The sequence below is a fragment of the Lachnoclostridium sp. An131 genome (assembly GCF_002160825.1).
In the GTDB taxonomy this organism is placed as follows: Bacteria; Bacillota; Clostridia; order Lachnospirales; family Lachnospiraceae; genus Laedolimicola.
Genome location: NZ_NFLI01000008.1, coordinates 52,076 through 77,491, shown reverse-complemented (window position 1 = coordinate 77,491; position 25,416 = coordinate 52,076). Strand labels below are relative to the sequence as shown.

Below are 25,416 nucleotides of genomic sequence, written 5' to 3'. Positions count from 1 at the left end.
TGCGAATGAGGTGAGGGAGTGAAGGATAAGAAATGTCTTCTGTCAGCTGCCTGGCTGGTTCTGGCGGTAGTGGCAGGTCTGTATGTTTTATATCAGAATGGCGTGAACCTGGTCAACTCGGATGATGCCGGAGAAATGATTCTTGCGCAGCTTCTTTCGGAGGGAAATGGAATTGCGACAAGGGAATGGGTATATTCTTCAGAGCTGCGTGTGATCAATACACAGCTGATCCGTGCTTTTCTGTTTCGGTTTACAGACAGCTGGACGGCTGTCCATATCATAGGCAACGTTGCTTTGTATGCATGGCTCCTGTTGTCATACGCATTTTTTATGCGCTGGTTTACAGGGGACATAAAATGGTTCTGGTATACGGCGCCATTTCTTCTGATTCCTTTCAGCCAGATGGCCTTTTATGTGATCGGGCGGATGGGATACTATATCCCTCACATTGCCCTGTCCTTTCTGATCCTGGGGCTTTGGGGATATCTTTACAAAGATACGAGATACCGGAAGGCTGCCTGGATTGTTCTTCTTTTTGTTTCATTCGGAGCCTGTCTGGGAGGAATCCGGCAGCTTTTGATCACTTTTTTCCCTGCCTGGGCGGCCTTCTTTTTTATGATGCTGAGACGCTTTCCGCAGGTAAAGAGCCTGAAAGACTTTTTTGTGAAGCACAGCTATCTGTGGGCCAGTACGCTGGCGGGGATACTGGGGTATCTGGTCAATACGGCGGTGCTGTCCAGAATCTTTGTTTTTGACACCTATTCAGGCATGTACCTTCATCAGCCGGATCTTGACAGGATCCAGAATGTACTGATCCGGTTTCTGGACGCTTTCGGGTATTCGGAAGCGGGAGTTCCCGGTACAAGGCTGTTTTCTGTGGACGGCATTTTTTTTGTACTGAGTCTCGGATTTATGGTATTGATTCTGCTGATTCTGGTGATCCTGTGGAAGCAGAGAAGCAGACTGAGGCTGTTTTCTGAGTTTTTGCTGTGGTTCAGCATCTGGGGATTCGTATTGCAGGTAATTCTGTTTCTTTTTACAGATACGTCTATCCAGAGCAGATATTTTATCTTAAACATTATTATGTTTGTTCCTCTGCTGGCGGTATTCTATCTTGAGACAGACTATTCTGCTGTCATCCGCAAAGGGATTCTGATTGCAGCCGCCTTATGGATCAGTGTGCTGGGGATCCGGGAATACAGTCTCTGCCTTCAGGATAATGGAAACGAGGCGCGCATGGGAAGCATTGCATATCTGGAAGAACAGGATTATACGTTTGGATATGGAACCTTTTGGAACTGCAATGTCGTTACAGAGCTGACAGAGGGTGAGATTGAAATGGTTCCCTTCTCTGGCGGAGACGGAGAACAGCTTTCCCTGTATCCGTGGCTGGCCAAGATGGAGAATCTCTTCCTGGAGGAGCCGGTAAGCCCGGTCTTTCTGCTGCTGCATTATAACGAGCTGAACCAGTATGCGGAGCTGATTCAGGGGAAAGAGCCGGTTTATAAGGATGACTCTTATTATATTTACCTGTTTGACAGCTCAGATGAATTTTTGGAATTATTTAATCAGGAGTGAGAAATGATATGACAAAGAAAACCACCTACGACGCAGACAGTATTTCGGTGCTGGAAGGTCTGGAGGCTGTACGCAAAAGGCCTGGCATGTATATTGGAAGCGTATCCCGAAAAGGATTAAATCACCTGATTTACGAGATCGTGGACAATTCCGTGGACGAGCATCTGGCAGGCTTCTGTTCTGAGATTTGCGTGTTTCTGGAGAAGGATGGCTCCTGTACCGTGTCGGACAACGGCCGGGGAATCCCGGTGGATCTGCATGCGAAGGGCGTCTCTGCGGAGAGGCTTGTGTTTACGACGCTGCACGCAGGCGGAAAGTTCGACGATTCTGTGTACAAGACCAGCGGCGGCCTGCACGGCGTGGGCTCTTCTGTGGTGAACGCCCTGTCTACCTACCTGGATATTGAGGTGAGCCGCGACGGCTTCATTCATCACGATCATTATGAGCGCGGAGTACCGACCCTGGAGCTGAAAGACGGTCTTCTGCCGACGATTGGAAGGACGAAGGAGACCGGAACAAAGATTAATTTTCTGCCGGATCCGGAGATTTTTGAAAAGACCAGGTTCCAGGCAGAGGAGGTCAAAAGCCGTCTTCATGAGACCGCCTATCTGAATCCGGCGCTTACGATTATTTTCGAAGACCGGCGCGGCGAGCAGACAGAGCATGTGGAATACCATGAGGAGAATGGGATCGTCGGCTTCGTAGAGGATTTGAATAAGAATAAAGAAAGGATTCATGACGTCATCTATTTTAAGGGAGAGTCGGAAGGGATTGTCGTGGAAGGGGCCTTCCAGTATGTGAATGAATTCCATGAGAACGTGCTGGGCTTCTGCAACAATATTTACAATGCCGAGGGCGGCACTCATCTGACTGGTTTTAAAACCAGCTTTACGACGATCATCAACAACTATGCGCGGGAACTGGGAATCCTGAAGGAAAAGGATTCCAACTTTACCGGAGCCGATGTGAGGAATGGAATGACAGCCGTCATTTCCATCAAGCATCCATCCCCCAGATTCGAGGGGCAGACAAAGACAAAGCTGGACAATCAGGATGCGTCCAGGGCAGTGTCCAAGGTGGCGGGAGACGAGATAGTCCGCTATTTTGACCGGAACCTGGAGACTCTAAAGAGTGTGATTGGCTGTGCAGAGAAGGCCGCAAAGATCCGCAAGACGGAGGAGCGGGCCAAGACAAACCTTCTGACAAAGCAGAAATATTCCTTTGACTCCAATGGAAAGCTGGCGAACTGTGAGAGCAGGGATCCTTCCAAATGTGAGATTTTTATTGTAGAGGGAGATTCCGCCGGAGGCTCTGCGAAGACAGCCCGGGATCGGAATTTCCAGGCGATTCTGCCTATCCGCGGAAAAATTCTCAACGTGGAGAAGGCGAGCATTGATAAAATCCTGGCTAATGCAGAGATTAAAGCCATGATCAACGCCTTTGGCTGTGGCTTTTCGGAAGGGTACGGCAACGATTTTGACATCGCAAAGCTGCGGTATGACAAGATTGTCATTATGGCAGATGCCGATGTGGACGGGGCCCACATCTCTACCCTGCTTTTGACGCTGTTTTACCGGTTTATGCCGGAGCTTATCTATGAAGGCCATGTCTACATTGCCATGCCGCCTCTTTACAAGGCTATGCCCGCCCGGGGCGAGGAGGAATACCTCTATGATGACAAGGCCCTGGAACGGTACCGGAAGCGCCATAAGGGCAGCTTTACGCTGCAGCGTTATAAGGGACTTGGGGAGATGGATCCGGATCAGCTCTGGGAGACGACGCTGAATCCCAAGACCCGGATTCTGAAAAGGGTAGAGATTGAGGACGCCCGCATGGCCTCCAGTGTGACAGAGATGCTGATGGGGACAGAGGTGCCCCCCAGGCGTGCGTTTATCTACGAGCATGCCTGTGACGCAGAGCTGGATGTATAAGGCTGAAGGGATCAGGGAGGAATTATGGAAGAACAGATTATACGCACGGAATATTCGGATTTGATGCAGAAATCCTATATCGATTACGCGATGAGCGTCATTATTTCCCGCGCGCTGCCTGATGTGCGGGACGGCCTGAAGCCTGTGCAGAGAAGAACGCTTTACGATATGTATGAGCTTGGGATCCGTTATGACCGGCCCTACCGGAAATGTGCCCGTATCGTCGGAGATACCATGGGTAAGTACCATCCTCATGGGGACAGCTCTATCTATGAGGCGCTGGTGGTGATGTCTCAGGAGTTCAAGAAGGGACTGCCGCTGGTGGACGGTCATGGAAATTTTGGTTCCATCGAAGGAGATGGGGCGGCGGCTATGAGGTATACGGAGGCCAGGCTTCAGCGGGTGACCCAGGAAGCCTTTCTTTCCGATCTGGACAAGGATGTGGTTGACTTTGTCCCGAACTTTGATGAAAACGAGAAGGAGCCTGTGGTACTGCCGGCGAAGGTGCCGAACCTGCTGGTAAATGGTTCCGATGGAATTGCGGTAGGTATGGCGACCAGCATTCCGCCCCACAATCTGGGCGAGGTGATTGACGCGGCCAAGGCCTATCTGAAGGATCCGGATATTTCGACCGAGAAGCTTCTGGCGCTGATGCCGGGTCCGGATTTCCCTACGGGGGGCATTGTCGTAAATAAGGATGAGCTTCCGGCGATCTATGAGAGCGGCACTGGAAAGATCAAGCTTCGCGGCCGGGTCGAGGTGGAAAGACTGAAGGGCGGGAAGGAACAGCTTGTCATAACTGAGATTCCTTATACGATGATCGGCGCGAACATCGGAAAGTTCCTGAATGATATTGCCTCGCTTGTGGAGACGCGGAAGGCTCCGGAGATCACAGATATCTCCAACCAGTCCTCCAAGGAAGGGATCCGCATTGTCCTGGAGCTGAAGAAGGGTACGGACACAGAGGCTCTGAAGAATCTGCTTTATAAGAAAACACGTCTGGAGGATACCTTTGGCGTCAATATGCTGGCGGTGGCCGACGGAAGGCCGGAGACCCTGGGGCTGAAGCAGATCCTGGAATACTATATCGAGTTTCAGTATGAGCTGGCTACCCGGAAATACCGGACCCTGCTTGCAAAGGAGCAGGAAAAACGGGAGATCCAGGAGGGCCTCATTAAGGCGTGCGACGTCATCGATCTGATTATTGAAATCCTAAGAGGCAGCCGGAGCGTCAAGGAGGCCAAGGCCTGTCTGACGGAAGGAATCACAGAGGGGATCCGCTTTAAATCAGAAGCGTCCAGAAAGCGGGCGGCGAAGCTGCGTTTTACCGTGCGCCAGGCGGAGGCCATTCTGGAGATGCGCCTGTACCGCCTGATTGGCCTGGAAATTCAGGCCCTGATGGAGGAAAATAAAAGGACGCTGAAGAATATCGCAGAGTATGAGGATATTCTGGAAAACCATCAGAGCATGACCCGGGTGATTGTCCGGGAGATGGATGCTATTAAAAAGGCATTTTCCAGGCCGAGACGGACTTCTGTGGAAAACGCGGAGGAAATCGTTCTGGAAGAAAAGAAAATCGAAGAGATGCCGGTCATGTTTCTGATGGATCGGTTCGGCTATGCCAAAACGGTCGATATGGTTGTGTACGAGCGCAATAAGGAGGCGGCCGACTGCGAATATAAATATGTCTTTCCCTGTATGAATACAGGAAGGATCTGCGTATTTACCGATACCGGGAAGCTACACACTATCAAGGTGCTGGATCTTCCCTTCGGAAAATTCCGCGACAAGGGCTCACCCATCGATAATTTCAGCAATTACAGCAGCAGTGAGGAGCAGCTGGTGGGAATAGGAAGCATGGAAGCGCTTCGGGATAAGAAGCTGTTTTTCGGAACGAAAAGCGGCATGCTGAAAATTGTGGATGGAAGTGAGTTTGAGACAAACAAACGGACTGTGGCGGCTACCAAGCTTGCGGAAGGCGATGAGGTTCTTCTCGTGGCAGTTACTGATGGAAGCGAGCAGACGGTGCTCCAGAGCCGGGAAGGATATTTCCTGCGTTTCGGCGTCGCAGAGGTGCCGGAAAAGAAAAAGGGAGCCATAGGCGTGCGCGGAATGCGGCTGGGAGAAACGGATTCCCTGGAAGCGATCTATCTGTATCATGCAGGTACGGAGCAGACGATAGAGTACAGAGGGAAAACGATGGTTCTGAATAAGCTGAAAGCAGGAAGCCGTGACACGAAGGGAACAAAGGTGAGGGGCTGAACATGAAGATATTAGTGGCGCTGCCTCTGAACGAGAGGCAGAAGGAAAAACTGGAACAGAATTTCCGGCATCAGGAATTTGTGTACTGTCTGCCGGATCAGCTGACAGAAGAGATTCTTTCAGATGTGGAGGTCATTCTGGGAAATGTGCCGCCAAGGCTTTTGGCTCATGCGGGAAAGCTCAGGTGGCTGCAGCTGAATAATGCGGGCACGGAGGGCTACTGCGGCGGCGCGCTGCCCGAAGACGTCCTGCTGACGAACGCTACCGGAGCTTATGGGCTGGCAATCTCTGAGCATATGGTGGGAATGCTGTTTGAGCTTCAGAAAAACCTGAATCTCTACAGCCGGAATCAGAGAGAGCATGTCTGGAAAAGCGAAGGCCATGTCAGGATCATTGAGGGAAGCCGGGTGCTTGTGATAGGCTTAGGAGACATTGGAACCGCCTTTGCGCAGAAGATGAAGGGGCTTGGCTGCCGTACTGTGGGAATCAAGCGCAGAGAGGCAAGGAAGCCGGAGGGAGTGGACGACCTCTATACGCTGGAGCGCCTGGAGCGGCAGCTGCCTCTGGCGGATATCGTGGCCTTATGCCTGCCGGGAAATCAGGACACCAGGCATATGCTGAATGAGGAACGCATTGGAATGCTGAAGAAAAATGCTGTGGTTTTGAACGTGGGCCGGGGCATGACTCTGGATACAGAGGCGCTTACGAGGGCGCTTAAGGAGGGACGCATCGCGGGCGCCTGCCTGGATGTGACAGATCCGGAGCCGCTGCCTTCCGATCATCCGCTTTGGGATATGGAAAATGTGATTCTGACGCCGCATGTGTCCGGAGGGTTTACGCTTCCGGAGAATCTGGAAAAAATTCTGAATATCTGTATCGAGAACCTGGAGTGTTATCTGGTAAAAAGGCCTCTCCGCAATGTGGTAGACAGGAAGACGGGATACTGCATGTGAAGGCGGCCGGGGGCGGCATCCGGCAGGGATGCTGTTTCAGCCTTTACTTGCCAAGAGAGAAAAGCTGTGGTATGATTTTGGCAAATTCACAGCAGTGCATCCCGGAAAAGGAAGAAGACTGGGGAACTGCTGAAAACACGGATAGAGAAGCGAGGAGACGTTATGGAGAACGAAACGACTGGTAAAAATTTTATTGAGCAGATGATAGATAAGGATCTGGCGGAGGGCGTGTACGATACCGTCCATACCCGGTTTCCGCCGGAGCCCAACGGCTATCTGCACATCGGACATGCCAAGGCGATCCTGCTGAGCTATGGAATTGCCAAGAAATATGGCGGAAAATTTAATCTCCGGTTTGATGATACAAATCCGACCAAGGAGAAGACAGAATTTGTGGAGTCCATCAAGGCCGACGTTCAGTGGCTGGGCGCGGACTGGGAGGAACGCCTGTTTTTTGCGTCCGATTATTTTGAACAGATGTATGAGGCGGCTGTAAAGCTGATTAAGAAGGGAAAGGCCTATGTCTGCGATCTGACTGCGGATGAGATCCGCGAGTACCGCGGAACGCTGACGGAGCCGGGAAAGAACAGCCCGTACCGGGAGCGCAGCGTGGAGGAGAACCTGCAGCTCTTCGAGGAAATGCGTGCAGGGAAGTACGCGGATGGGGAGAAGGTTCTGCGTGCGAAGATTGATATGGCTTCGCCGAACATCAATATGCGCGATCCGATTATCTACCGGGTAGCTCATATGACCCATCACAATACAGGCGACAAATGGTGTATTTATCCGATGTATGATTTTGCGCATCCCATCGAGGACGCCATTGAGGGAATCACGCATTCCCTGTGCACACTGGAGTTTGAGGATCACCGTCCGCTTTATGACTGGGTGGTTCGTGAGCTGGAGTATCCGATGCCGCCCCGCCAGATTGAGTTTGCAAAGCTTTACCTGACCAATGTGGTCACAGGAAAGCGTTATATCAAAAAGCTGGTGGAGGAAGGAATTGTGGACGGCTGGGATGATCCCCGCCTGGTTTCCATCGCCGCGCTGAAGCGCAGAGGCTTTACGCCGGAGTCCATCCGGATGTTTGTGGATCTCTGCGGCATTTCCAAGAGCCAGTCCTCAGTAGACTATGCGATGCTTGAGTACTGTATCCGTGAGGATCTGAAGATGAAGCGGCCGCGCCTGATGGCGGTTCTGGATCCGATTAAGCTCGTTATTGACAATTATCCGGAGGGACAGGTGGAGTACCTGGATGCTGCCAACAACCTGGAAAATGAGGAGCTGGGCAGCCGGAAGATCCCGTTCTGCCGGGAGCTGTACATTGAGCGGGAGGACTTTATGGAGGAGCCCCCGAAAAAATATTTCCGTCTCTTCCCGGGCAATGAGGTTCGCCTGATGCACGCATATTTCGTGAAATGCGAGAGCTTTGTGAAGGACGAGACCGGAAAGGTCGTTGAGGTGCACTGCACCTATGATCCGGAGACAAAGGCCGGCAGCGGCTTTACAGGGCGCAAGGTGAAGGGAACGATTCACTGGGTTCCGGCGCCTTATGCAATTACGGCTCAGGTGCGTCTCTACGAAAATATTATCGATGAGGAGAAGGGCGTTTACAATGAGGATGGAAGCCTGAACCTGAACCCGAACTCTCTGACTGTGATAGAGAATGCTTATCTGGAGCCGGGATTTGAGGGCGCAAAGCCCTATGACAGCTTCCAGTTTGTGCGCAACGGCTTTTTCTGTGTGGATGCCAGGGATACGACTCCGGAGAAGCTGGTATTTAACCGCATTGTATCGCTGAAGAGCTCCTTTAAGCTTCCGAAGGCCTGAGCCGGAACACCGCAGCTCTGGCGAGGCTCCGAAAAGCCTCCAGGAGAAAGGGAAAGGGAGAGGAGAAGATGCGGGAGCTTGCAATCAGTCTTGACCCGGAGGCCCGGGAGCCTCTGTACGAGCAGATTTACAGCTATATGAAGCATGAAATCCAAAAAGGGCAGCTGCGCGCAGGAGAGCGGCTGCCCTCAAGTCGATCCCTGGCTGCGTCTCTGGAGGTGAGCCGCAGTACGGTGGATCTGGCATATGAGCAGCTGGTGTCGGAGGGGTATCTTGAGGCAGTACCCTGCAAGGGCTATTATGTGTGCCGGATCGAAGGGCTTTACAGCCTGGATCCGGGAAAGGAGCCGGTGAGGGAAAAAAAGACGGATGCTGCTTCACTCTGGGATTACGATCTGACGCCCAATGGGATTGATTTGGAGAGCTTTCCTTACGATGTCTGGCGCAGGCTTACGCGGAACGTGCTTCTGGACGACAGCAGGGAGCTGTTTCAGCTGGGAGATCCGAAAGGGGAATGGGAGCTGCGGGAGACGATCAGCCGCTATCTTCATCAGGCCAGAGGAGTCAGCTGCAGTCCCGGACAGGTGATTCTGGGAGCCGGAAACGATTATCTTCTGATGCTGCTTTCGGCGCTTCTGGGAACAGAGCACCGCGTCGCGATGGAGAGTCCGACCTATAAGCATGCATACCGGATTTTCGAACAGCTGGGCTGCCCGCTTACGACAGTTCCCGTGGATGCCCAGGGAATGAGCGTGGAACAGCTGGAGGCCTCAGGGGCGGATACCGCCTATGTGATGCCGTCGCATCAGTATCCCCTGGGGATTGTGATGCCAATCAAAAGACGCCTTGAGCTTTTGAAATGGGCTTCGGAAAAGGAAGGACGTTATCTCGTTGAAGATGATTATGACAGCGAGTTCCGCTATAAGGGAAAGCCGGTTCCGGCGCTTCAGGGCTCCGACCGGTATGGCCGTGTCATTTACATAGGAACTTTTTCGAAGTCCATAGCACCTGCGATTCGGATCAGCTACCTGGTTCTGCCGGAACCGCTTCTCTTAGAATACGAAGCGAAAATAGCGCGTTTTTCCTCAACGGTTTCCCGGATTGATCAGATGGTCCTGAATGCTTTTATCCGGGACGGCTATTTTGAGCGGCACTTGAACCGGATGAGGAGAATTTACGGCAGAAAGCATGATATCCTTCTGGAAAAGCTTCGGGAGCTTTCCGGCATCTGCAGAATCTCGGGAGAAAATGCAGGCGTTCATCTGCTGGCGGAATTTCACAACGGCATGAGTGAGGAAGAGGCCATCCGCAGGGCAGCGGGTCAGAGAGTCCGGGTTTATCCCCTCTCAGAGTATTCGATTGGCGGGACGCAGAGCAAAAGGGACAGAGCAGCCGTGCTTCTGGGGTATGCGACGCTGACAGAAGAGGAGCTTGAGGGAGCGGCAGAGCGGCTTATCCACGCCTGGGGCGGCAGCCGGGAACAGCGTGCAGAGGCTGAGGCAGGCATTTGTTTCCAAGCCTGGGGTAAAAACAGGGAAAATGGCAATACTGTTTTCAGATAAAAGGAGGAAAGGCATATGAGCGAAAAAATCTTAACCGTGACATCCGAAAATTTTGAAGAGGAGGTGCTGGAATCAGCGCTCCCGGTCCTTGTGGACTTCTGGGCGCCCTGGTGTGTCTACTGCAGGAGAATTGAAGCTGCGGTGGAGGAGCTTGCGGAGGACACAGAAGGGAAGCTGGTGGTCGGCAAGGTAAATGTGGACGAGCAGGCAGCTTTGGCGGACCAGTTTGGAGTAGAGACGATTCCAAGCCTGATTCTTTTCAGAAACGGTGAAAGAATCGGAGAGGATCTGGTAGCTCCCGGCTCCAGAGACGCGATAGAGGAATGGCTGGAGGATAACGAAATTGCTTTATGATATGATTGTGATTGGCGGCGGCCCCGCCGGGTACACAGCAGCCCTTTATGCGGCGAGAAGCGGCCTTTCTGTGCTGGTTCTGGAAAAGCTGTCTGCAGGCGGGCAGATGACCAATACAGAGCAGATAGACAATTATCCGGGCTTTCCGGAGGGGATCGGCGGTTTCGAGCTCGGAGAGAGAATGCAGAAGGGCGCCCTGCGCTTTGGGGCAGAAAATCAGTTCTCGGAAGTGAAATCCGTCGAGCTTTCCGGGCAGGTCAAAATTGTCCGTACCCGGAAAAAGGAATTTCAGGCACGGACAGTGGTTCTGGCTGCAGGAGCCTATCCACGCAAGACGGGAGTGGAGGGCGAAGACCGGTTTGCGGGCCGCGGCGTGGCTTACTGCGCAGCCTGTGACGGTATGTTTTACAAGGATAAGACTGTGGCTGTCTATGGAGGCGGCAACAGCGCGGTGGAAGATGCTCTCCTGCTCTCCCGAATCTGTAAGAAGGTTTATCTGATTCACAGAAGAGATACCCTGCGCGCCACGAAGGTTTACCAGGATGCGCTTTTTGGGAGCAGCGTGGAGCTGGTCTGGAACAGCCGGGTGACGGCGTTTCTGGGAGACAAGCATCTGAGCGGAGTGGAGATAGAGGATACGAAAACGGGAGAAAAGCGGGAGCTTTCCCTGGACGGAATTTTTGTATCCATTGGCCGGATTCCGGACACCGGGCTTTTTGAGGGCCAGGTGGACATGGATGAGGCCGGTTACCTGATTGCAGACGAAACGACGCGCACAAATCTTCCCGGGGTATTCGCAGCGGGAGATGTGAGGACAAAGCAGCTCCGGCAGGTGATTACGGCGGCAGCCGACGGAGCGGCTGCCGCGTGGAACGCGGAGCAGTATCTGGCAGAAGAAGGGTGTTAGGATTTTACAGGGCAGAAGCATCGGCCTAAAGCCGGGATCCCGGATTGCTTTTCCGGGATCCCGGCAATTTTTATAAATACGGAAAATTATAGTTGTGTATTCTTATGCAATAGGTTAAAATGGAAGACATACAACAGAAAGCGGCAGAGCCATCCGGCATAATAAAAGTATTCAGCACGGTTTCCCCCCACTTGAGAATATCCGGCTGCAAAGGAAGGGCTGCTGCTGCGTAACAAGGGAGATTAGTTATGAGTTTCAAAAAGAAAAATGGACAGGCTCCGGCGAAAAAGGATTTTACCAAGCTGAAGACGCCTCACACCTATGCGATTATCTTTTTCGTAGTAATCGTCTGCTGGCTTCTTACCTATCTGATTCCGGCAGGAAAATTCAGCACCCATACAATCGAATATACAGATGCGGACGGCGGTACGGCTACAAGAACGGTCCTGATGGCGGACACCTTCCGTTATTACTATAATCTGAACACAGACTTTGTGGCAGGCGCTCTTGAGGAGATCAGCCAGGATCAGGCTGTGATGGAAGAGTGGGAAGTGGATCCCGAGGCGCTTGCGGCGCTGATGGAGACAGATTCCTCTGCATGGACACAGGAAGATCTGGATGCGGTGGGCATCAGTGATGATGAAATGTATTCCCGGTATGGGGAAGAATTCTATGATACCAGCAAAAAGCTGCACAAGACGGCAGGCGTCTGGGGAACCGAGGATTTCGGCGGTTTCGGCTTCATGAACTATGTATTTGAGGGCCTGGTGACGGGAGACCGTTCGGGCTCTGCCGTAGGACTTTGCGCGCTGATTCTGGTAATCGGCGGCTCCTTTGGTATCATCATGAAGACAGGAGCGATTGACGCGGGAATTTATGCGTTTATTCGGAAGACCAAGGGTCTGGAGAGACTGGCCATTCCGCTGTTCTTTATTCTGTTTTCACTTGGAGGCGCGACCTTCGGCATGGCGGAGGAATGTATTCCGTTTGCGATGATTATGGTGCCCTTTGTGATTGCGCTGGGCTATGACTCCATTGTGGCCGTTACGGTAACCTATGTAGCTTCCCAGGTAGGTAACGCGGTATCCTGGATGAGCCCCTTCTCTGTGGCGGTTGCTCAGGGTATTGCAGGCGTTCCGGTGCTTTCCGGCGCCACCTTCCGTCTGACAATGTGGGTAGTTGTGACGCTGGCTTCTGCGGCATTCCTTATGGTGTATGCAGAGCGTGTCCGTAAAAACCCGCAGCATTCCGTAGTATATGCGGGAGACGCTTACTTCCGGGATCGGATGGTATCCGTGACAGATGAAGAGAGAGAGTTCAATCTGGGCCATAAGCTGATTCTTCTGGAGATGCTGGCCGTGCTGATCTGGATCGTCTGGGGTGTAACCCAGAAGGGCTTCTATATTCCGGAAATCGCTTCTCAGTTCTTTGTGATGGGATTCGTGGCCGGTGTAATTGCAATTATCTTCAAGCTGAACGGCATGACGATCAATGGGATGGCCTCTGCGTTCCAGGGAGGCGTAGCCGACATAGCAGGAACCGCCATGGTTGTAGGTATGGCAAAGGGAATCCTTCTGGTGCTTGGCGGTTCTGACGCGGATGTGTATTCAACGCTGAACACGATTCTGTATGTGATTGGAAATGCCCTGGAAGGAATTCCGTCCTTTATCGGAGCATGGTTCATGTACATTTTCCAGAGCCTGTTTAATCTGGTTGTGACATCCAACTCCGGACAGGCCGCACTGACGATGCCGATTATGGCGCCGCTTGCGGATTTGGTTGGAGTATCCCGTCAGATTGCAGTTCTGGCTTACCAGCTGGGCGCAGGCTTTGTGGATGCGTTTACACCAGTATCAGCCAGCCTTATCGGAGTTCTGGGTGTGGCCAGGATCGACTGGGGTACCTGGGCGAAGTTCCAGATTAAGATGCAGGCGTTTTTCTTCTTGATGGGAACGATTTTTATCGCTATTGCGGTGGCAATGAACTTCCAGTAAAACTGATATCCGTGTGCGGGGATGGATGTCCCTGTACACGGATACTTTTCATTCACGGATCCGCGGCAGGCGCGGAGAAACAAACAGGAAAGCAGGGATAAATATGGCAATGGTTACATTGATCCGAAACGCAAAGGTTTATCAGCCGGAGTATGCCGGAGTAAAGGATATTCTGGTACTCGGCGGCAGAATTGCAGCGGTAGGGGAAGGACTGAAGGCTGATTTCGGCGGAAGCGTAGAAGTAGAGGAAATGGATGCGGACGGTATGGCTGCCGTGCCGGGCTTTATCGACAGTCATGAGCATATTCTGGGAGGGGGCGGCGAAGGCGGTTTTCAGACCAGGACACCCGAAGCGTCGTTGGGAGATCTGATCAGGAACGGAATTACTACTGTGGTGGGCTGTATCGGAACAGACAGCGTGGCCAGAGATATGACGGCTCTCCTGGCGAAGGCCCATGCACTGGAAAATGAAGGAATCAGTACTTACGTGTATACAGGCTCCTATCGTGTTCCGGTACAGACGCTTACGGACAGCATCATGAAAGATATTATGATGCTGGACAAGGTGATTGGCGTCGGAGAGGTGGCAATTTCAGATCACCGTTCTTCGCAGCCCACCTTTGAGGAATTTGCCCGGATTGCGGCGGACGCCCGCGTAGCCGGCATGCTTTCCGGCAAGGCCGGAGTGGTGAATGTGCATCTGGGAGACAGTCCGAGACATATGGATCTGATTGAGCGCGTGCTTCATGAGACAGAGATTCCGGCTTCCCAGTTTCTTCCCACCCACGTAAACCGCAACGCAGGCCTTTTTGATGCCTGCCTGGAGCTTGCAAAGGAAGGCCTGACCATTGATTTTTCGGGCAATGAGGACATCGATTACTGGGAAACGATCTGCGACGAGGTACGGGTATGCAGAGGCGTCAGAAGACTGCTGGATATGGGAATTTCCAGCGACCGTTTCACGATTTCCTCTGACGGACAGGGCAGTATGCCTGTCTTCAACGCACAGGGAGAATATCAGGGAATTGGCATCGGAAAGGCGTCCAGCCTGCTCAAAGAGATTCGCGAGTGCGTACAGAAGGAAGGAATTCCGCTGGAGATTGCAGTAAAGGGAATTACCTCGAATGTGGCTTCTGTGTTGAAGCTCGGGGCCAAGGGACAGCTTAAGGCTGGATTTGACGCGGATATCTGTTTCCTGACGGATGACACGCTGGAGCTTAAGACGGTTATGGCGAAGGGGCAGTTTGTTGTGAAAGACGGAGAGCAGCAGGTATTCGGAACCTTTGAGAAGAAATAAAGGAAATAAAAGATAGAAGGATGCAGGGCTTTCGATTTTCTGTATCCTGTGTTCGGACATTTCACGGACATCTGTATGCTTCCGGACGGACTGAAGTCCGCCTGAACCACACAGATGTCCGCGAAAAGCCGGACACTGGGATATCAGAAAACCGAAAGCCCGTATTTGCTTCTATCGTTTATTTCTGATGGCGGTGAAACAGAGGGGGATAGGACAGTCAGCTCATTTAGTGAATGGTGGGAGATTTAGATGACAAGAAATTTATTGCGTATACAGAATGTGTTTCTGTGATGATGTGCGTATTGGAACGCGGGGTAGAAATCTGAGCGGGGCGAATCTATGTAAGCTTTCTGATATCCACGTGTCCGGCTTTTCGCGGACGCATGTAGGATTCAGGCGGAACTTGGTCCGTCCGGAAGCATACATGCGTCCGTGAAACGTCCGCAAGGTGAATTGCCACGCAGTGGCAAGAGAAAGCGGCCTGGGCCGAACACAGGATACAGAAAGCGTCTCTTATTCTGTAATGGTTTCTTTTACTTCCTCCGCTGCGTCTGCAACTGTTTCCTTCACTTCCTTCGCAGCTTCCTTTACAGTCTCGCCTGCATCCGCAGCTTTTTCCTTTACGGCCTCGGCTGTGTTGTTCAGAGATACATAGCCTCTCTCTGCCTGGGTGTCGCTGTCCAGATCCTCATCCTCGAATTCGTCGTCAAAATCATCGTCCAGATCGCTGAAATCCTCTTCCGGTGCGAAGAACTTTTTGTAAAGCGCTACGCCTCCGGCCACGACAGCGCTTAAAGCAGCCACGGTTCCGACAAATTTCAACAGCTTTTTCATATTACAGTTTCCTCCTTAAATAGATTTCTGATTTTTTGCTCCGGCGGCCGCAGCCGGTTCCGAAGATTATGTTTGGTAATTTTTCTCTATTGTAATACGGAATGGCAAAAAAGAAAAGCGAAAAAATATTAAAAATTTGTTGTCATTATAAAAAATATATATTACTCTATTAGATGGTACCGGAAGAGACAGATAACATGTGCAGACGAACTGCCGGACAGAAAGGATTTGTGCGGAATGAAAAATCGAATTTCCAGTATCGTTCTGGGGCTCCTGCTGATAGCGGCGGGCGTCAGCTATGCAGGCAATACGCTGGGATTTTGGGATTTCACGCTGTTTTTCAGAGGCTGGTGGACTCTGATTATTATTATACCCTGTATTGTAAGTATCATACAGCGCGGTGTGAACGGCGCCAATGCTGCCGGCCTGATTGTCGGAGCCGCCCTGCTTCTGGGCGCCTGGGATGTGATTGATTTAAGCCTGCTGCGCCGCCTTCTGGTTCCGCTGATTCTGATTTTGATAGGAGTCAGCATCCTGCTTTCCAATACAAGGATAAAGAGAGCCGCTGTCAACGCGGCCTGTGTTTTTGGAGGAGTAAATATCAAATGAAAAAGAAACTGATTCTTGCTTCGGCTTCGCCCCGGAGGAAGGAAATTTTAGAGCAGATGGGCCTTGCTTTTTCGATTTGCCCAAGCTCTGGAGAAGAACAGCTGAACACGGCAGATCCGGAAGAGGCAGTGAAAGAGCTGGCTCTTCAGAAGGCTTTGGAGGCGGCAGAGAAGCAGACAGAGCCCGCCCTGGTCATAGGGGCGGATACGGTTGTGGCTTTTGAAGGAAGGATTCTTGGCAAGCCTGCAGAGGAGGAGGACGCTGTTCGCATGCTGAAAATGCTTTCGGGAAACACGCATATGGTGTATACCGGAGTCGCCGTGATAGATACGGAAACAGGAAGAACCGTAAGCCATTTTGCAGAAGGCACCAGGGTAAGCATGTACCCGATGACGGAACAGTGGATCCGGAGGTATGCAGCCTCTGGCGAGCCCATGGACAAGGCCGGGGCGTACGCGATCCAGGGAGGCTGTATGCCGTTTATCCGTGAGATTCATGGAGAATATATGAATGTGGTGGGCTTTCCGGCAGCCCGTTTTTATCAGGAGCTTTTGAGGCAGGGAATTGACCTGCTGCAGCCGGAAGAGGAGGATGAGGCATGAGTTATCGGGCATGTATCTTTGATTTGGACGGCACATTGTGCGACAGCGTGGAATCGATTGCCTGGAGCGGAAACAGGATGCTTTCGGACTTGGGACTGCGCCAGGCGACGCTGGAAGAGTATAAGGCTTTTGTAGGAGACGGCGTGGATGTGCTTATGCGCCGGCTGCTGCGCTTCGGAGGCGACGAGGAGTGCGCCCGTTTTGAGGAGGCGAAAAAGCTCTATACAAAGTATTTTCATGAGGGCTGCCTGTATCATGTGAAGCCATATCCGGGAATTCCGGAGGTGCTGAAGAGGCTGAAAGGCGAAGGGGCGAAGCTGGCGGTTCTGTCGAATAAGCCCCATGAAAATACGGTGAAGGTGATAGAAAAGACGTTTGCTCTTGATACCTTTGATCTGGTGCAGGGCCAGTCGGATCTGTTTCCAAGGAAGCCGGCGCCGGACGGAGCGCTGTATCTGGCGGAGAGGCTTGGCGTTCTGCCGGAGGAATGCCTGTATGTGGGGGATACGGGAACAGATATGAAGACCGGAAGAGCGGCGAACATGTATACGGTCGGCGTGCTCTGGGGATTTCGGGACAGGGAAGAGCTCGAAAGAGACGGCGCGGACCAGGTGATTGCACAAGCCGGAGAGCTTGCAGATATTTACGGAAGGGAGAAATGAGAAATGATAAAGCTCGTGGCCAGCGATATAGACGGAACTCTGCTGCCGGAGGGAACCGCGCAGATTAACCCGGAAATTTTTGAGACGATCCGGAAGCTGAAGGCAAAGGATATTCTGTTTGCCGCAGCCAGCGGACGCCATTATACAAGTATGTCGAAGCTCTTTGAGCCGGTAAAAAACGATATGATTTTTATTACGGAAAATGGGGCCTATGTCTGCTGCAGAGGCTATGATATGCTGGAACAGCTCATTGACTGGACCTTAATCCGCCAGTGGGTACAGGAGGTCCGCCGTATTCCGGGAACCAGCTTTACTCTGGATACCAAGGAAGGGTTTTATACGGAAAGCTCGGATCCGGAATTTCTGGATCTGGTGGAAAACGGATACAGAAGCAGAATCACCGTTGTAGAGGATGTGCTGGCCCGGGAATACCGGGTGAATAAAATGGCCATTTACCGGAAAACAAATATCCGGGAGGTGGCGGATATCATGATTCCCCGCTGGAGAGACAGGCTGTACTGCGCAGTCTCGGGAGATATCTGGGTGGATTTCATGAATAAGGATACCAATAAGGGAAATGCTATCCGAAGCATTCAGCAGATTCTGAAAATCAGCCCGGATGAGACTATGGTATTCGGCGATAATCATAACGATTTGGAAATGATTCGCAGCGCCACAGAGAGCTATGCGGTGGGAAATGCGGCAGAGGCAGTAAAGAAGGCCGCGAAATATGTGACAGATACAAATGTAAACGACGGAGTTCTGAAGGTTCTTCGGACACTCCTGGACTGAGAAAAGGAGAGATAGATGATGTACGAGTATTCACAGAGCTGTCTGGAAACCTTTCTGAAAAAGCAGGGACAGCTGTTTGACGAGCCTGTGGCAGAGACGCTGGAGGAGGCAGAAGAATTCCTGGAGGACTGCATGGCTGTGGTTGTAAGCTCCCTGAAGGAGGTACGCAGTTATCTGGAGGAGAGCGGCATGGATGTAAGCTCCATGTCTCTGGAGGAGATAGCAGAGATAGAGGAGGTATTTGCGCTGGACGATGGGACTTACCTCATCGTGGAGGCTTAAAGAAGCAGGCAGTAATCAGACGGAGGAAGGAACATGGCAAAAGGAATCAGAAAAAAACTGGCTGTATTGCTTGCGGCGGCAGTAATGGCAGGCAGCTTTTCGGGCTGCGGACTGATGGAAAATACAGAGATTGTGTTTACGACAGGTCTCTCAGGCGAGCAGCTTTTTAAGATAGGAAAAAGCGTCTGCACGCTGCCGGAAGCCATGATTTATGTCATGGATTATCAGAGACAGTATGAAGGCGTGTATGGAGTGGAAATGTGGGAGCATGATTTCGGCGGAATCACCTTTGAGAACTATGTGAAGGATACCATTGTCGATCAGCTGGCTTCCATGAAGGCGATCACGCTTCTGGCCGGGGATTACGAGGTATCCTTAAGCAGTGACGAAGAGGAAAAGGTCTCTCAGGCAGCGGAGGATTATTACGGAGCTCTTACGGAAGAACAGATAGAGTATATGGATCTGGAGCTGAAGGATGTGGAAAGCCTGTACAGGGATCACGCGCTTTCCGGAAAGGTCTATGAGGAGATCACAAAGGACGTCAATACAGAGGTCAGTGACGACGAGGCGCGGATTATCACGGTGCAGCAGATCCGTCTGGATTCTGCCGAGACGGCACAGAGCGTAAAGGAGCAGCTGGATGAAGGGCGGGATTTTGCGGCGGTAGCATCCTCTTACAGCCTGGACAGCCAGGTTACTTACACGTTTGGAAGAGGAGAGCATGACGCAGCCTACGAGGAAGCGGCCTTTGCGCTGGAGAATGACCAGGTCAGCGATGTGATTGAGACGGAGGACGGGTATTATATTTTGAAATGCGTCAATAATTTCGATCAGGAGGCCACAGAGGATAATAAGGTGACGATGGTCGAAAAGCGCAGAGACGAGCTGTTTGAAAGCGTATATGAAAAGCTTGTGGCGGATACGCCGTCTCAGTTTAACAGCAGGCTTTGGGAGAAGGTTCACTTTGCGGACTGGACCGGAGAAATGCCCCCGGATTTTCTCGCGATTTACGAGGAATATCTGGGAGCATAGGAGACAGAGTAAAGGCTTTGCGGCCTGTGGAAATCAGAGCATTTCCTTCAGGCACTTCAGAAGTGCGGTATTCTGCTCCGGAAGCATAAAGCAGAAGCGGAAATAACGGTTGTCCAGGAAGGGGAAGGTGGAGCAGTTGCGTATCATCAGCCCTTTTTGGATGGCATGATCAAAGAGGTCATCAGCAGTGATGCCCTCTTTTTCGATCCGGGCCAGGATAAAGTTGGCCGCAGGCCTGTAAACCTTCAGGCTGTCCCAGGAGGAAAGCTCCTGATAAATCCGGGTGCGCTCGCCGGAGATGAGCTCCCGGGTTTTTTTGATGTATTCCGCATCGGTGAACATCAGCTCGCCGGCTGCGGCGGCCAGGCTGCCCACGGTCCAGGGATCCTTGTGGGCATTGATATCCTTCAGAAGATCCATATTTCCGGTAATGGCATAGCCAAGGCGGAGGCCGGGGCTGGCAAAAAACTTTGAGACGCCTCTTAGGATCACCAGATTGTTGTAGTAGCGGGTCAGCGGAACAGAATCTATGGCGTCCATATCCGGCGCGAATTCTACATAGGTTTCGTCTACAATCACGAAAATATCATGGCGCTTGCATTCGTCCAGGATCCGCCTCATATCCTTCTGCGTGACAGAGGTGGAGGTGGGATTGTTCGGATTGCAGATCACAAGCAGATCAAGTGCCTCATTCAGGTGTCTTTTGAAATCCTCCACATCCAGGATGAAGTCATTTTCCTCCTTCAGCGGGTAATAAAGCGAGGTGCCTCCGCCCAGAGAAATCTCCCGCTCATATTCTGAATAGGTAGGGCCTAAAATCAGAGCCTTCTTTGGGTGCTCCATCTGAATAAACAGGGAAATAAGCTCTGTCGAACCGTTTCCCACGAGGATATTCCGGGTGGGAGCTCCTGTGTATTCCCCAATCCGGCTGCGGAGAGCCGTATATTCGCGATCGGGATAGGAGGTGATTACATCGATATGCTCAATGAGCGCGGAACGCATTTTAGGCGAGATGCCCAAGGGGTTCACATTGGCGCTGAAGCTTACAATGTCTTCCTTTCTGATTCCGTATAGTTCTTCTATTTTTTCCAGATCACTGCCATGGAAATGATCCTTGTGTTTTAACATTCCGAACCTCTTTTCTTGTACTTTATTTTAATTAATGCTATACTGAATTATATACAGATTTCAGAAAAAAGCAAGAGCGGGAGGGAGAAGTCATGAGAGCGAAGCTTGAACGGATTGCGGCTGGGAAAATTGAATTTGACAGACCTGTAGTGAGCCTTTCGGATTCTGTCATGACTCTTTCCTGCAGGCCTGGGGAGAAAGCGGAGGGCAGCTTTACGCTGACTGCGGATCGTCCGATCAAAGGAGTTGCCTATGCCTCTACAAGCCGTATGACGCTGGAGCATGCGAGCTTCCACAGCAGGGCGGCCCGCATCTTCTGCGCATTCGACGCGCGGGGCTTCTGGGGCGGAGAAGAGATAGAAGGGGAATTCTGCGTGGTTACAGAGGCCGGAGAGTTTCACATTCCCTATACAGTCCGGATAGAACCTCATCAAGAGACGGAAAAAGAGAGCTATGCTTACTTTATTTCTGCGGATCCCATCGAGCCTCTTCCGGAAAAGCCGGAAGAAGAGAAGGAAAAAGTGCGGACGGTCCTTGAGATTACAGGGAAGGCCGGGCGTGAGCTGACGCAGGAAGAGGCGGGCAGAATGGCAGCGCAGATTCTGCATGGCAGCCATCCGGTGGATTTGGAGTATGCGCGTCTTGAGGAGATATACCATAAATGCGGCAGCAAGGAGATGCTGGCAGACATCTGCGCTCACTTTATTCGAAACGGGCGCACCGATGAGAAAAGCTTCTTCTGGTATAAGCGGGGCGTCCAGTCGGAGCTTAAGATCACAAAGCTTTACGAATATTTTATGAAAGCGGTTCCTGAAAATTATTCGGAGCCCTTCCCGAAAAATCTGCTTCTGTATTTTCAGATGGAAAATACGCTGAACAGCTCGCAGAAGGCCTGCCTTTATGCGAATATTGTCCGGTTTCAGCCTCAGACTTCTGACATATACCGGGCTTACCGGGAGCAGATAGAGGCTTTTATGCTGGATGAGCTGATCAAGCGCCATCTGAGCGAGGATCTGGCTGTGATTTATGACAGGTTCCTTGTGGAGGAGCTTCTGACCATTGATTTTGCGGAGGCCCTGGCAGATATCATGTTCCTGCGCAGAATCCGGTGCAGGGATGGGAGAATCCGTCAGGTACAGGTATTGTATGAGCAGCTCCAGAAGAGGATTACCGTGCCGTTGTCGGGCGGTCAGGCCCTGATTCCGGTCTACACGCCGGGAGCGGTGATTCTGCTGGTGGATGAGAAGGGAAGCTGCTATACCTCCAGCGTGCCCTATACGCTGCAGCGCCTGATGAACGAGAAACGCTATGTGAAGCGCTGTCAGGAGCTGCTGCGGTACCACCAGGGTCTTTACCTCTATCTGTGCGACGGCACTTCCCGTTATCATGTGCTGACTGCGGAGAATATAGAGAACTATAAGCGGGTTCTGAAGATCAGCGGTTTTACAGCCAGATATAAGGAAAATGTCCGTCAGGAGATTCTGCAGTATTATTATGCCAACCATGATCTGGATGAGCTGGATCGGGAGTTTTTCGTATCAGAGACTGCCTGCATGACGCCGAAGGATCGGGCCAAATATACGGAGATTCTGATTCTGAGGGGTCTGTATGAGGAGGCCTGGAACATGGTCTGGCGCCACGGATATTCCATGGTCAGAAGTAAGCTCCTGATTAAGCTGGCGGCCTGGAAGATCCGTGAGAAGGATTACGAAGAGGATGAGTTTTTGGTAAAGCTCTGCCTTTTTATCTTCCAGAACCATAAGTACAACGAAAGCATTCTGGAGTACCTGTCCGGGTATTATGACGGCTCCGCAGAGGTGATGGAAGCCATCTGGAGAGCGGCGAGGGAATTTGAGCTGAATGTGTTTGACCTGGAAGAGCGCCTTCTGGGACAGATGCTTTTTACCGGCCAGCTCCGTGAAAGCGCGTTTGAGATTTTTTGTGATTACCACAGTCTGGGAGGAGACGGACTGGTGAGCCGCGCTTATCTCACCTGGCTGGCGTTTCAGGATTTTGTCCGGGGAGTGCCGGCGCCGGAAGGGACCTATGAATACCTGGAGAAGGCCATTGCCTGGGAGGAAAACCTGGCAGATGTGTGCGGGTTGGCATATCTTAAAGATTTGTCCGTTCGGAAGCACCTGAATGAGCACCAGAGGATCCGCGCGGAGCAGATGCTGGGCGATTACATACGCAGAAGGATGCGCTTTGGTTTTATGAAGACCTTGCTGGAGCGCCTGGGGCGGCCCTATCTGCTGGAAGACAAGTATTTTGTGGAGTATCGGACGAATCCGGCTCACAAGGTTGTCCTCCATTATGTGATTGAGACGCCAAGGGAGAAGAGCTGCAGTTATGTGGCGGAGCGCCTGTATCCTCTGGAACCGGGAATTTTTGTGAGAGAATTTACTCTGTTTTTCGGCGAACGGCTGACCTGGTTTATCACAGAGGTTCAGGATGACGGCACAGAGCTGTCTACGCCGGATCACAGTTATCTGGAGGAGGAAGAGGAAAGGCTGGCCACAGGAACCAAATATGCAGACATTTATGAGATGGCACGGGCTCTTTCCGAGCGGGATCTTCCGGAGCTGGAAAAGCAGATGATGGAATATGGAAAAAAGAATTTTATGGTAGAATCGCTCTTTTCATTGAAATAACAGCTTTCATTGAAATAAGGGCGAGGAAGGCGAAAGAGGAGGAATGGCAGTGGAACCCTTTGCAGTCGGTTTCGATTTGGGAAAGGAATATTCGCAGATCTGCTGCTGGAACACAAAAACAGAAGAGCCTGTCTCCATCTCCGTGATGGCGGGCGCAGAAAAATACAGGATTCCCACAGAAAGCCTGGAGCTGTTTCTGAAGAAGGCCATGCGTTTTTTGAAGCCCTTTGGAAAGGTTCATGAAGCGGAGGCAGTCGTGTTTTCCGTGCCGGAGGCTTCCGAGGAAAGGGTAGAGGAGATCCGCAGGACGGCCATGCAGATTATGGGAGTGCCTGAGAGCCGCATCTATGTGCAGACCAGGGAAGAGAGCTTCTGTTCCTATGTGCTGAGCCAGCCAAGGGAGATCTGGAGGCATCAGGCGGTGCTGTTTGTGTGTGAAGAGGAGCTTCTGAAGGCTACGGTGCTGCATGTCAATACAAGGACGCTGCCTTTTCTGGCGAGGACCGAGAGGCAGGAGGAATGGGAGCGTCCCATATCCGGCCTGGAGCCTGAGGAGAAGGATGAGATTTTGATCTCCATGGCCCGGGAGATCTTTTCCGAGCGTCCGGTATCTTCCGTCTTTCTGGTGGGGGAGGGGTTTGAGGAAAAGTGGTACGAACAGGCCCTGAGGGTTTTGTGCGGCGGCGGAAGAAGAGTGTTTGCCGGAAACAATCTTTTCGCGAAGGGAGCCTGCTGCCGGGCTATGCAGGAAGCGGGACCCGGCAGAGAAAAAACCTACGTGTTCCTGGGGGCAGATAAGATTTCCTACAATGTGGGGCTTCGCACGCCAGGGACGGGCAGGAATGCGGTCTACACGCTGCTGGACGCGGGAGAAAGCTGGTATGAGGCAAAGGCAGAGTGCGAAGCGCTCCTGTGCGGAGAGCCGGCGGTGGAATTTATTCTGAAGCCCATGCAGGGCGGCGAGACGCTGAAGGAGATACTTGCTCTTCCGGGCCTGCCGGATCGGCCTTCCCGGGCCTGCAGACTTAAGGTTTCAGCAGAATTTTTGAGCGTGGACCGGCTGCGGGTCCAGGTAAGCGATATGGGCTTTGGGGAGCTGTTCCCCTCCTCGGATCTGACCTGGTCGGAAGAAGTGGATCTGGGAGGCTGACAGAGGCTCAGAGAGCGGCTTGCGGAAAGACGGAAGGCGGGCGGAAAGGCTGGCCTTGCGGGAACGCCAGGCAGGAAGAAAGAAAGGAGACGTGCCCATGGGAGCGGTGATCATATGCAGAAAAGAGCTGGCGGAGACGCCGTATTATATCGAAAGCATGGGAATTCGGATTTATTCCATGGAGGAGCTGGCCTATTTCCTGTACGAAAATATCTATCTGGTAGATAAAAAAATGCTGGGAACGCGCCTCTGGGAGTGGCTGCGCACGGAGATGCAGAATCCTGAGCTGGCGGACAGGCTGCAGAAGGGGGCGGAAGCGGGAGGAAGCCTTCAGAATATGGTTTTGACCATTCTTCGAAGCGTGGAGTTCTATTCACAGGAGGAGCTGGCCCGGCTTACGGAAAAAATGAAGGTTCTGAACACCTATCAGGAGCAGGAGCGCTTAAAGCTCCGGGCGGACGAGTATTTTGTGGGCGGCAATTATCAGGCGGCCATCTATGAGTACCAGAAGATCCTGGATATCCGCCAGAGCGATCGTCTGGGCGTGGAATTTTACGCCCATGTATGGAACAACCTGGGCGTCTGCTGCTGCCGCCTGTTTCTGTTTGGAAGAGCCGCGCAGGCTTTTCGTACCTCCTGGCAGTACAAAAAGGATCCGGCTGTCCTGAAGGAATATGTCTGTGCCATGCGCCTGGGGCTTTCAGACGAGGACTTTGAAGAAGCCATGGAGCTTCAGAATATACGGGGAGAGCAGCTGGAGGAGCTGACAGAGGAATATGAACGGCTGGAGCAGGAGGCAGAAGAGCATCTCTTACAGCCTGCGGATCTGACAAAAAAGCTGTATGAGCTGGAGCGGGAATACGAGAAAAATACGAGATATGCGTAAGCTTTTCCTGGCGCTGGTTTACAAGGCGGAGGAGCCCTTTGTACACCGGCGCCATTTTTTCTTGACAGGTGTGGCGCCGTATGGTAAAATGCCAACGTGACTTTACTATGGTACAGTGAC

The 25,416-nt window shown here is 52.0% G+C and carries 21 protein-coding genes; 19 read left to right on the top strand and 2 right to left on the bottom strand.

From position 1 onward, the window contains the following. Window positions 1-18: 18 nt before the first annotated feature. From B5E77_RS08090 to iadA, 10 genes are all read left to right on the top strand, one after another. On the top strand, window positions 19-1,578 hold the full coding sequence (locus tag B5E77_RS08090; protein WP_087164861.1) for a hypothetical protein: 1,560 nt from the start codon (window positions 19-21) through the stop codon (window positions 1,576-1,578). Between the two features lie 8 nt (window positions 1,579-1,586). Further along, window positions 1,587-3,509, top strand: coding sequence for a DNA gyrase/topoisomerase IV subunit B (locus B5E77_RS08085; protein ID WP_087164860.1), 1,923 nt, complete (start codon window positions 1,587-1,589; stop codon window positions 3,507-3,509). 24 nt (window positions 3,510-3,533) lie between these two features. Beyond that, entirely contained in the window at window positions 3,534-5,771 is a 2,238-nt protein-coding gene (locus B5E77_RS08080; RefSeq protein WP_087164859.1) for a DNA gyrase/topoisomerase IV subunit A, read from the top strand. A gap of 2 nt (window positions 5,772-5,773) precedes the next feature. Continuing rightward, window positions 5,774-6,724, top strand: a complete 951-nt coding sequence (locus B5E77_RS08075) for a D-2-hydroxyacid dehydrogenase (RefSeq protein WP_087164858.1) — start codon at window positions 5,774-5,776, stop codon at window positions 6,722-6,724. A gap of 162 nt (window positions 6,725-6,886) precedes the next feature. After that, on the top strand, window positions 6,887-8,554 hold the full coding sequence (locus B5E77_RS08070; RefSeq protein WP_087164857.1) for a glutamine--tRNA ligase/YqeY domain fusion protein: 1,668 nt from the start codon (window positions 6,887-6,889) through the stop codon (window positions 8,552-8,554). Between the two features lie 68 nt (window positions 8,555-8,622). Next, window positions 8,623-10,116, top strand: coding sequence for a MocR-like pyridoxine biosynthesis transcription factor PdxR (pdxR, locus tag B5E77_RS08065; protein WP_087164856.1), 1,494 nt, complete (start codon window positions 8,623-8,625; stop codon window positions 10,114-10,116). A 15-nt stretch (window positions 10,117-10,131) separates the two neighbouring features. Further along, on the top strand, window positions 10,132-10,470 hold the full coding sequence (locus B5E77_RS08060) for a thioredoxin family protein (protein ID WP_087164855.1): 339 nt from the start codon (window positions 10,132-10,134) through the stop codon (window positions 10,468-10,470). Then, a complete protein-coding gene (gene trxB, locus B5E77_RS08055) occupies window positions 10,451-11,377 on the top strand; it encodes a thioredoxin-disulfide reductase (protein WP_242963676.1) in 927 nt (308 codons plus the stop codon). Before B5E77_RS08060 ends, trxB begins: the two co-directional genes overlap by 20 nt. A gap of 248 nt (window positions 11,378-11,625) precedes the next feature. Next, window positions 11,626-13,371, top strand: coding sequence for a putative basic amino acid antiporter YfcC (yfcC, locus tag B5E77_RS08050; RefSeq protein WP_087164854.1), 1,746 nt, complete (start codon window positions 11,626-11,628; stop codon window positions 13,369-13,371). Window positions 13,372-13,474: 103 nt separating this feature from the next. Continuing rightward, window positions 13,475-14,668, top strand: a complete 1,194-nt coding sequence (iadA, locus tag B5E77_RS08045) for a beta-aspartyl-peptidase (RefSeq protein ID WP_330394646.1) — start codon at window positions 13,475-13,477, stop codon at window positions 14,666-14,668. Between the two features lie 513 nt (window positions 14,669-15,181). Here iadA and B5E77_RS08040 read toward each other — a convergent pair. Beyond that, entirely contained in the window at window positions 15,182-15,502 is a 321-nt protein-coding gene (locus tag B5E77_RS08040; RefSeq protein ID WP_087164853.1) for a hypothetical protein, read from the bottom strand. A gap of 237 nt (window positions 15,503-15,739) precedes the next feature. Between B5E77_RS08040 and B5E77_RS08035 the strand changes: the two genes are divergently transcribed. The 6 genes from B5E77_RS08035 to B5E77_RS08010 are packed head-to-tail and all read left to right on the top strand — an operon-like array spanning window position 15,740 to window position 19,481. Next, window positions 15,740-16,111: a LiaF transmembrane domain-containing protein gene (locus B5E77_RS08035; RefSeq protein WP_087164852.1), complete on the top strand. Its 372-nt coding sequence runs from the start codon at window positions 15,740-15,742 to the stop codon at window positions 16,109-16,111. Continuing rightward, on the top strand, window positions 16,108-16,713 hold the full coding sequence (locus tag B5E77_RS08030; RefSeq protein WP_087164851.1) for a Maf family protein: 606 nt from the start codon (window positions 16,108-16,110) through the stop codon (window positions 16,711-16,713). The genes B5E77_RS08035 and B5E77_RS08030 overlap by 4 nt, the downstream gene beginning before the upstream one ends. Continuing rightward, window positions 16,710-17,375 (top strand): HAD family hydrolase, encoded by a 666-nt coding sequence (locus tag B5E77_RS08025; protein ID WP_087164850.1) that lies wholly within the window; start codon window positions 16,710-16,712, stop codon window positions 17,373-17,375. The genes B5E77_RS08030 and B5E77_RS08025 overlap by 4 nt, the downstream gene beginning before the upstream one ends. 3 nt (window positions 17,376-17,378) lie before the next feature. Further along, the gene (locus B5E77_RS08020; RefSeq protein WP_087164849.1) at window positions 17,379-18,167 is read left to right on the top strand and encodes an HAD family hydrolase; all 789 of its coding nucleotides are present in this window, start codon (window positions 17,379-17,381) and stop codon (window positions 18,165-18,167) included. Between the two features lie 18 nt (window positions 18,168-18,185). Beyond that, window positions 18,186-18,449 (top strand): glyoxalase, encoded by a 264-nt coding sequence (locus B5E77_RS08015; RefSeq protein ID WP_087164848.1) that lies wholly within the window; start codon window positions 18,186-18,188, stop codon window positions 18,447-18,449. Between the two features lie 33 nt (window positions 18,450-18,482). Next, the gene (locus B5E77_RS08010; RefSeq protein ID WP_087164847.1) at window positions 18,483-19,481 is read left to right on the top strand and encodes a peptidylprolyl isomerase; all 999 of its coding nucleotides are present in this window, start codon (window positions 18,483-18,485) and stop codon (window positions 19,479-19,481) included. 33 nt (window positions 19,482-19,514) lie between these two features. On the opposite strand, the gene B5E77_RS08005 is transcribed toward B5E77_RS08010, so the two are convergent. Continuing rightward, the gene (locus B5E77_RS08005; RefSeq protein WP_087164846.1) at window positions 19,515-20,609 is read right to left on the bottom strand and encodes a pyridoxal phosphate-dependent aminotransferase; all 1,095 of its coding nucleotides are present in this window, start codon (window positions 20,607-20,609) and stop codon (window positions 19,515-19,517) included. A gap of 92 nt (window positions 20,610-20,701) precedes the next feature. Between B5E77_RS08005 and B5E77_RS08000 the strand changes: the two genes are divergently transcribed. The 3 genes from B5E77_RS08000 (at window position 20,702) to B5E77_RS07990 (ending at window position 25,296) form a co-directional block, all read left to right on the top strand. Then, the gene (locus B5E77_RS08000) at window positions 20,702-23,260 is read left to right on the top strand and encodes a DUF5717 family protein (protein ID WP_087164845.1); all 2,559 of its coding nucleotides are present in this window, start codon (window positions 20,702-20,704) and stop codon (window positions 23,258-23,260) included. Between the two features lie 49 nt (window positions 23,261-23,309). After that, the gene (locus B5E77_RS07995; protein WP_143468602.1) at window positions 23,310-24,410 is read left to right on the top strand and encodes a DUF5716 family protein; all 1,101 of its coding nucleotides are present in this window, start codon (window positions 23,310-23,312) and stop codon (window positions 24,408-24,410) included. Between the two features lie 97 nt (window positions 24,411-24,507). Further along, window positions 24,508-25,296 carry a hypothetical protein gene (locus B5E77_RS07990; RefSeq protein WP_143468601.1) on the top strand — a complete coding sequence of 263 codons (789 nt, stop codon included), beginning with the start codon at window positions 24,508-24,510 and terminating at the stop codon, window positions 25,294-25,296. Window positions 25,297-25,416 lie beyond the last annotated feature (120 nt).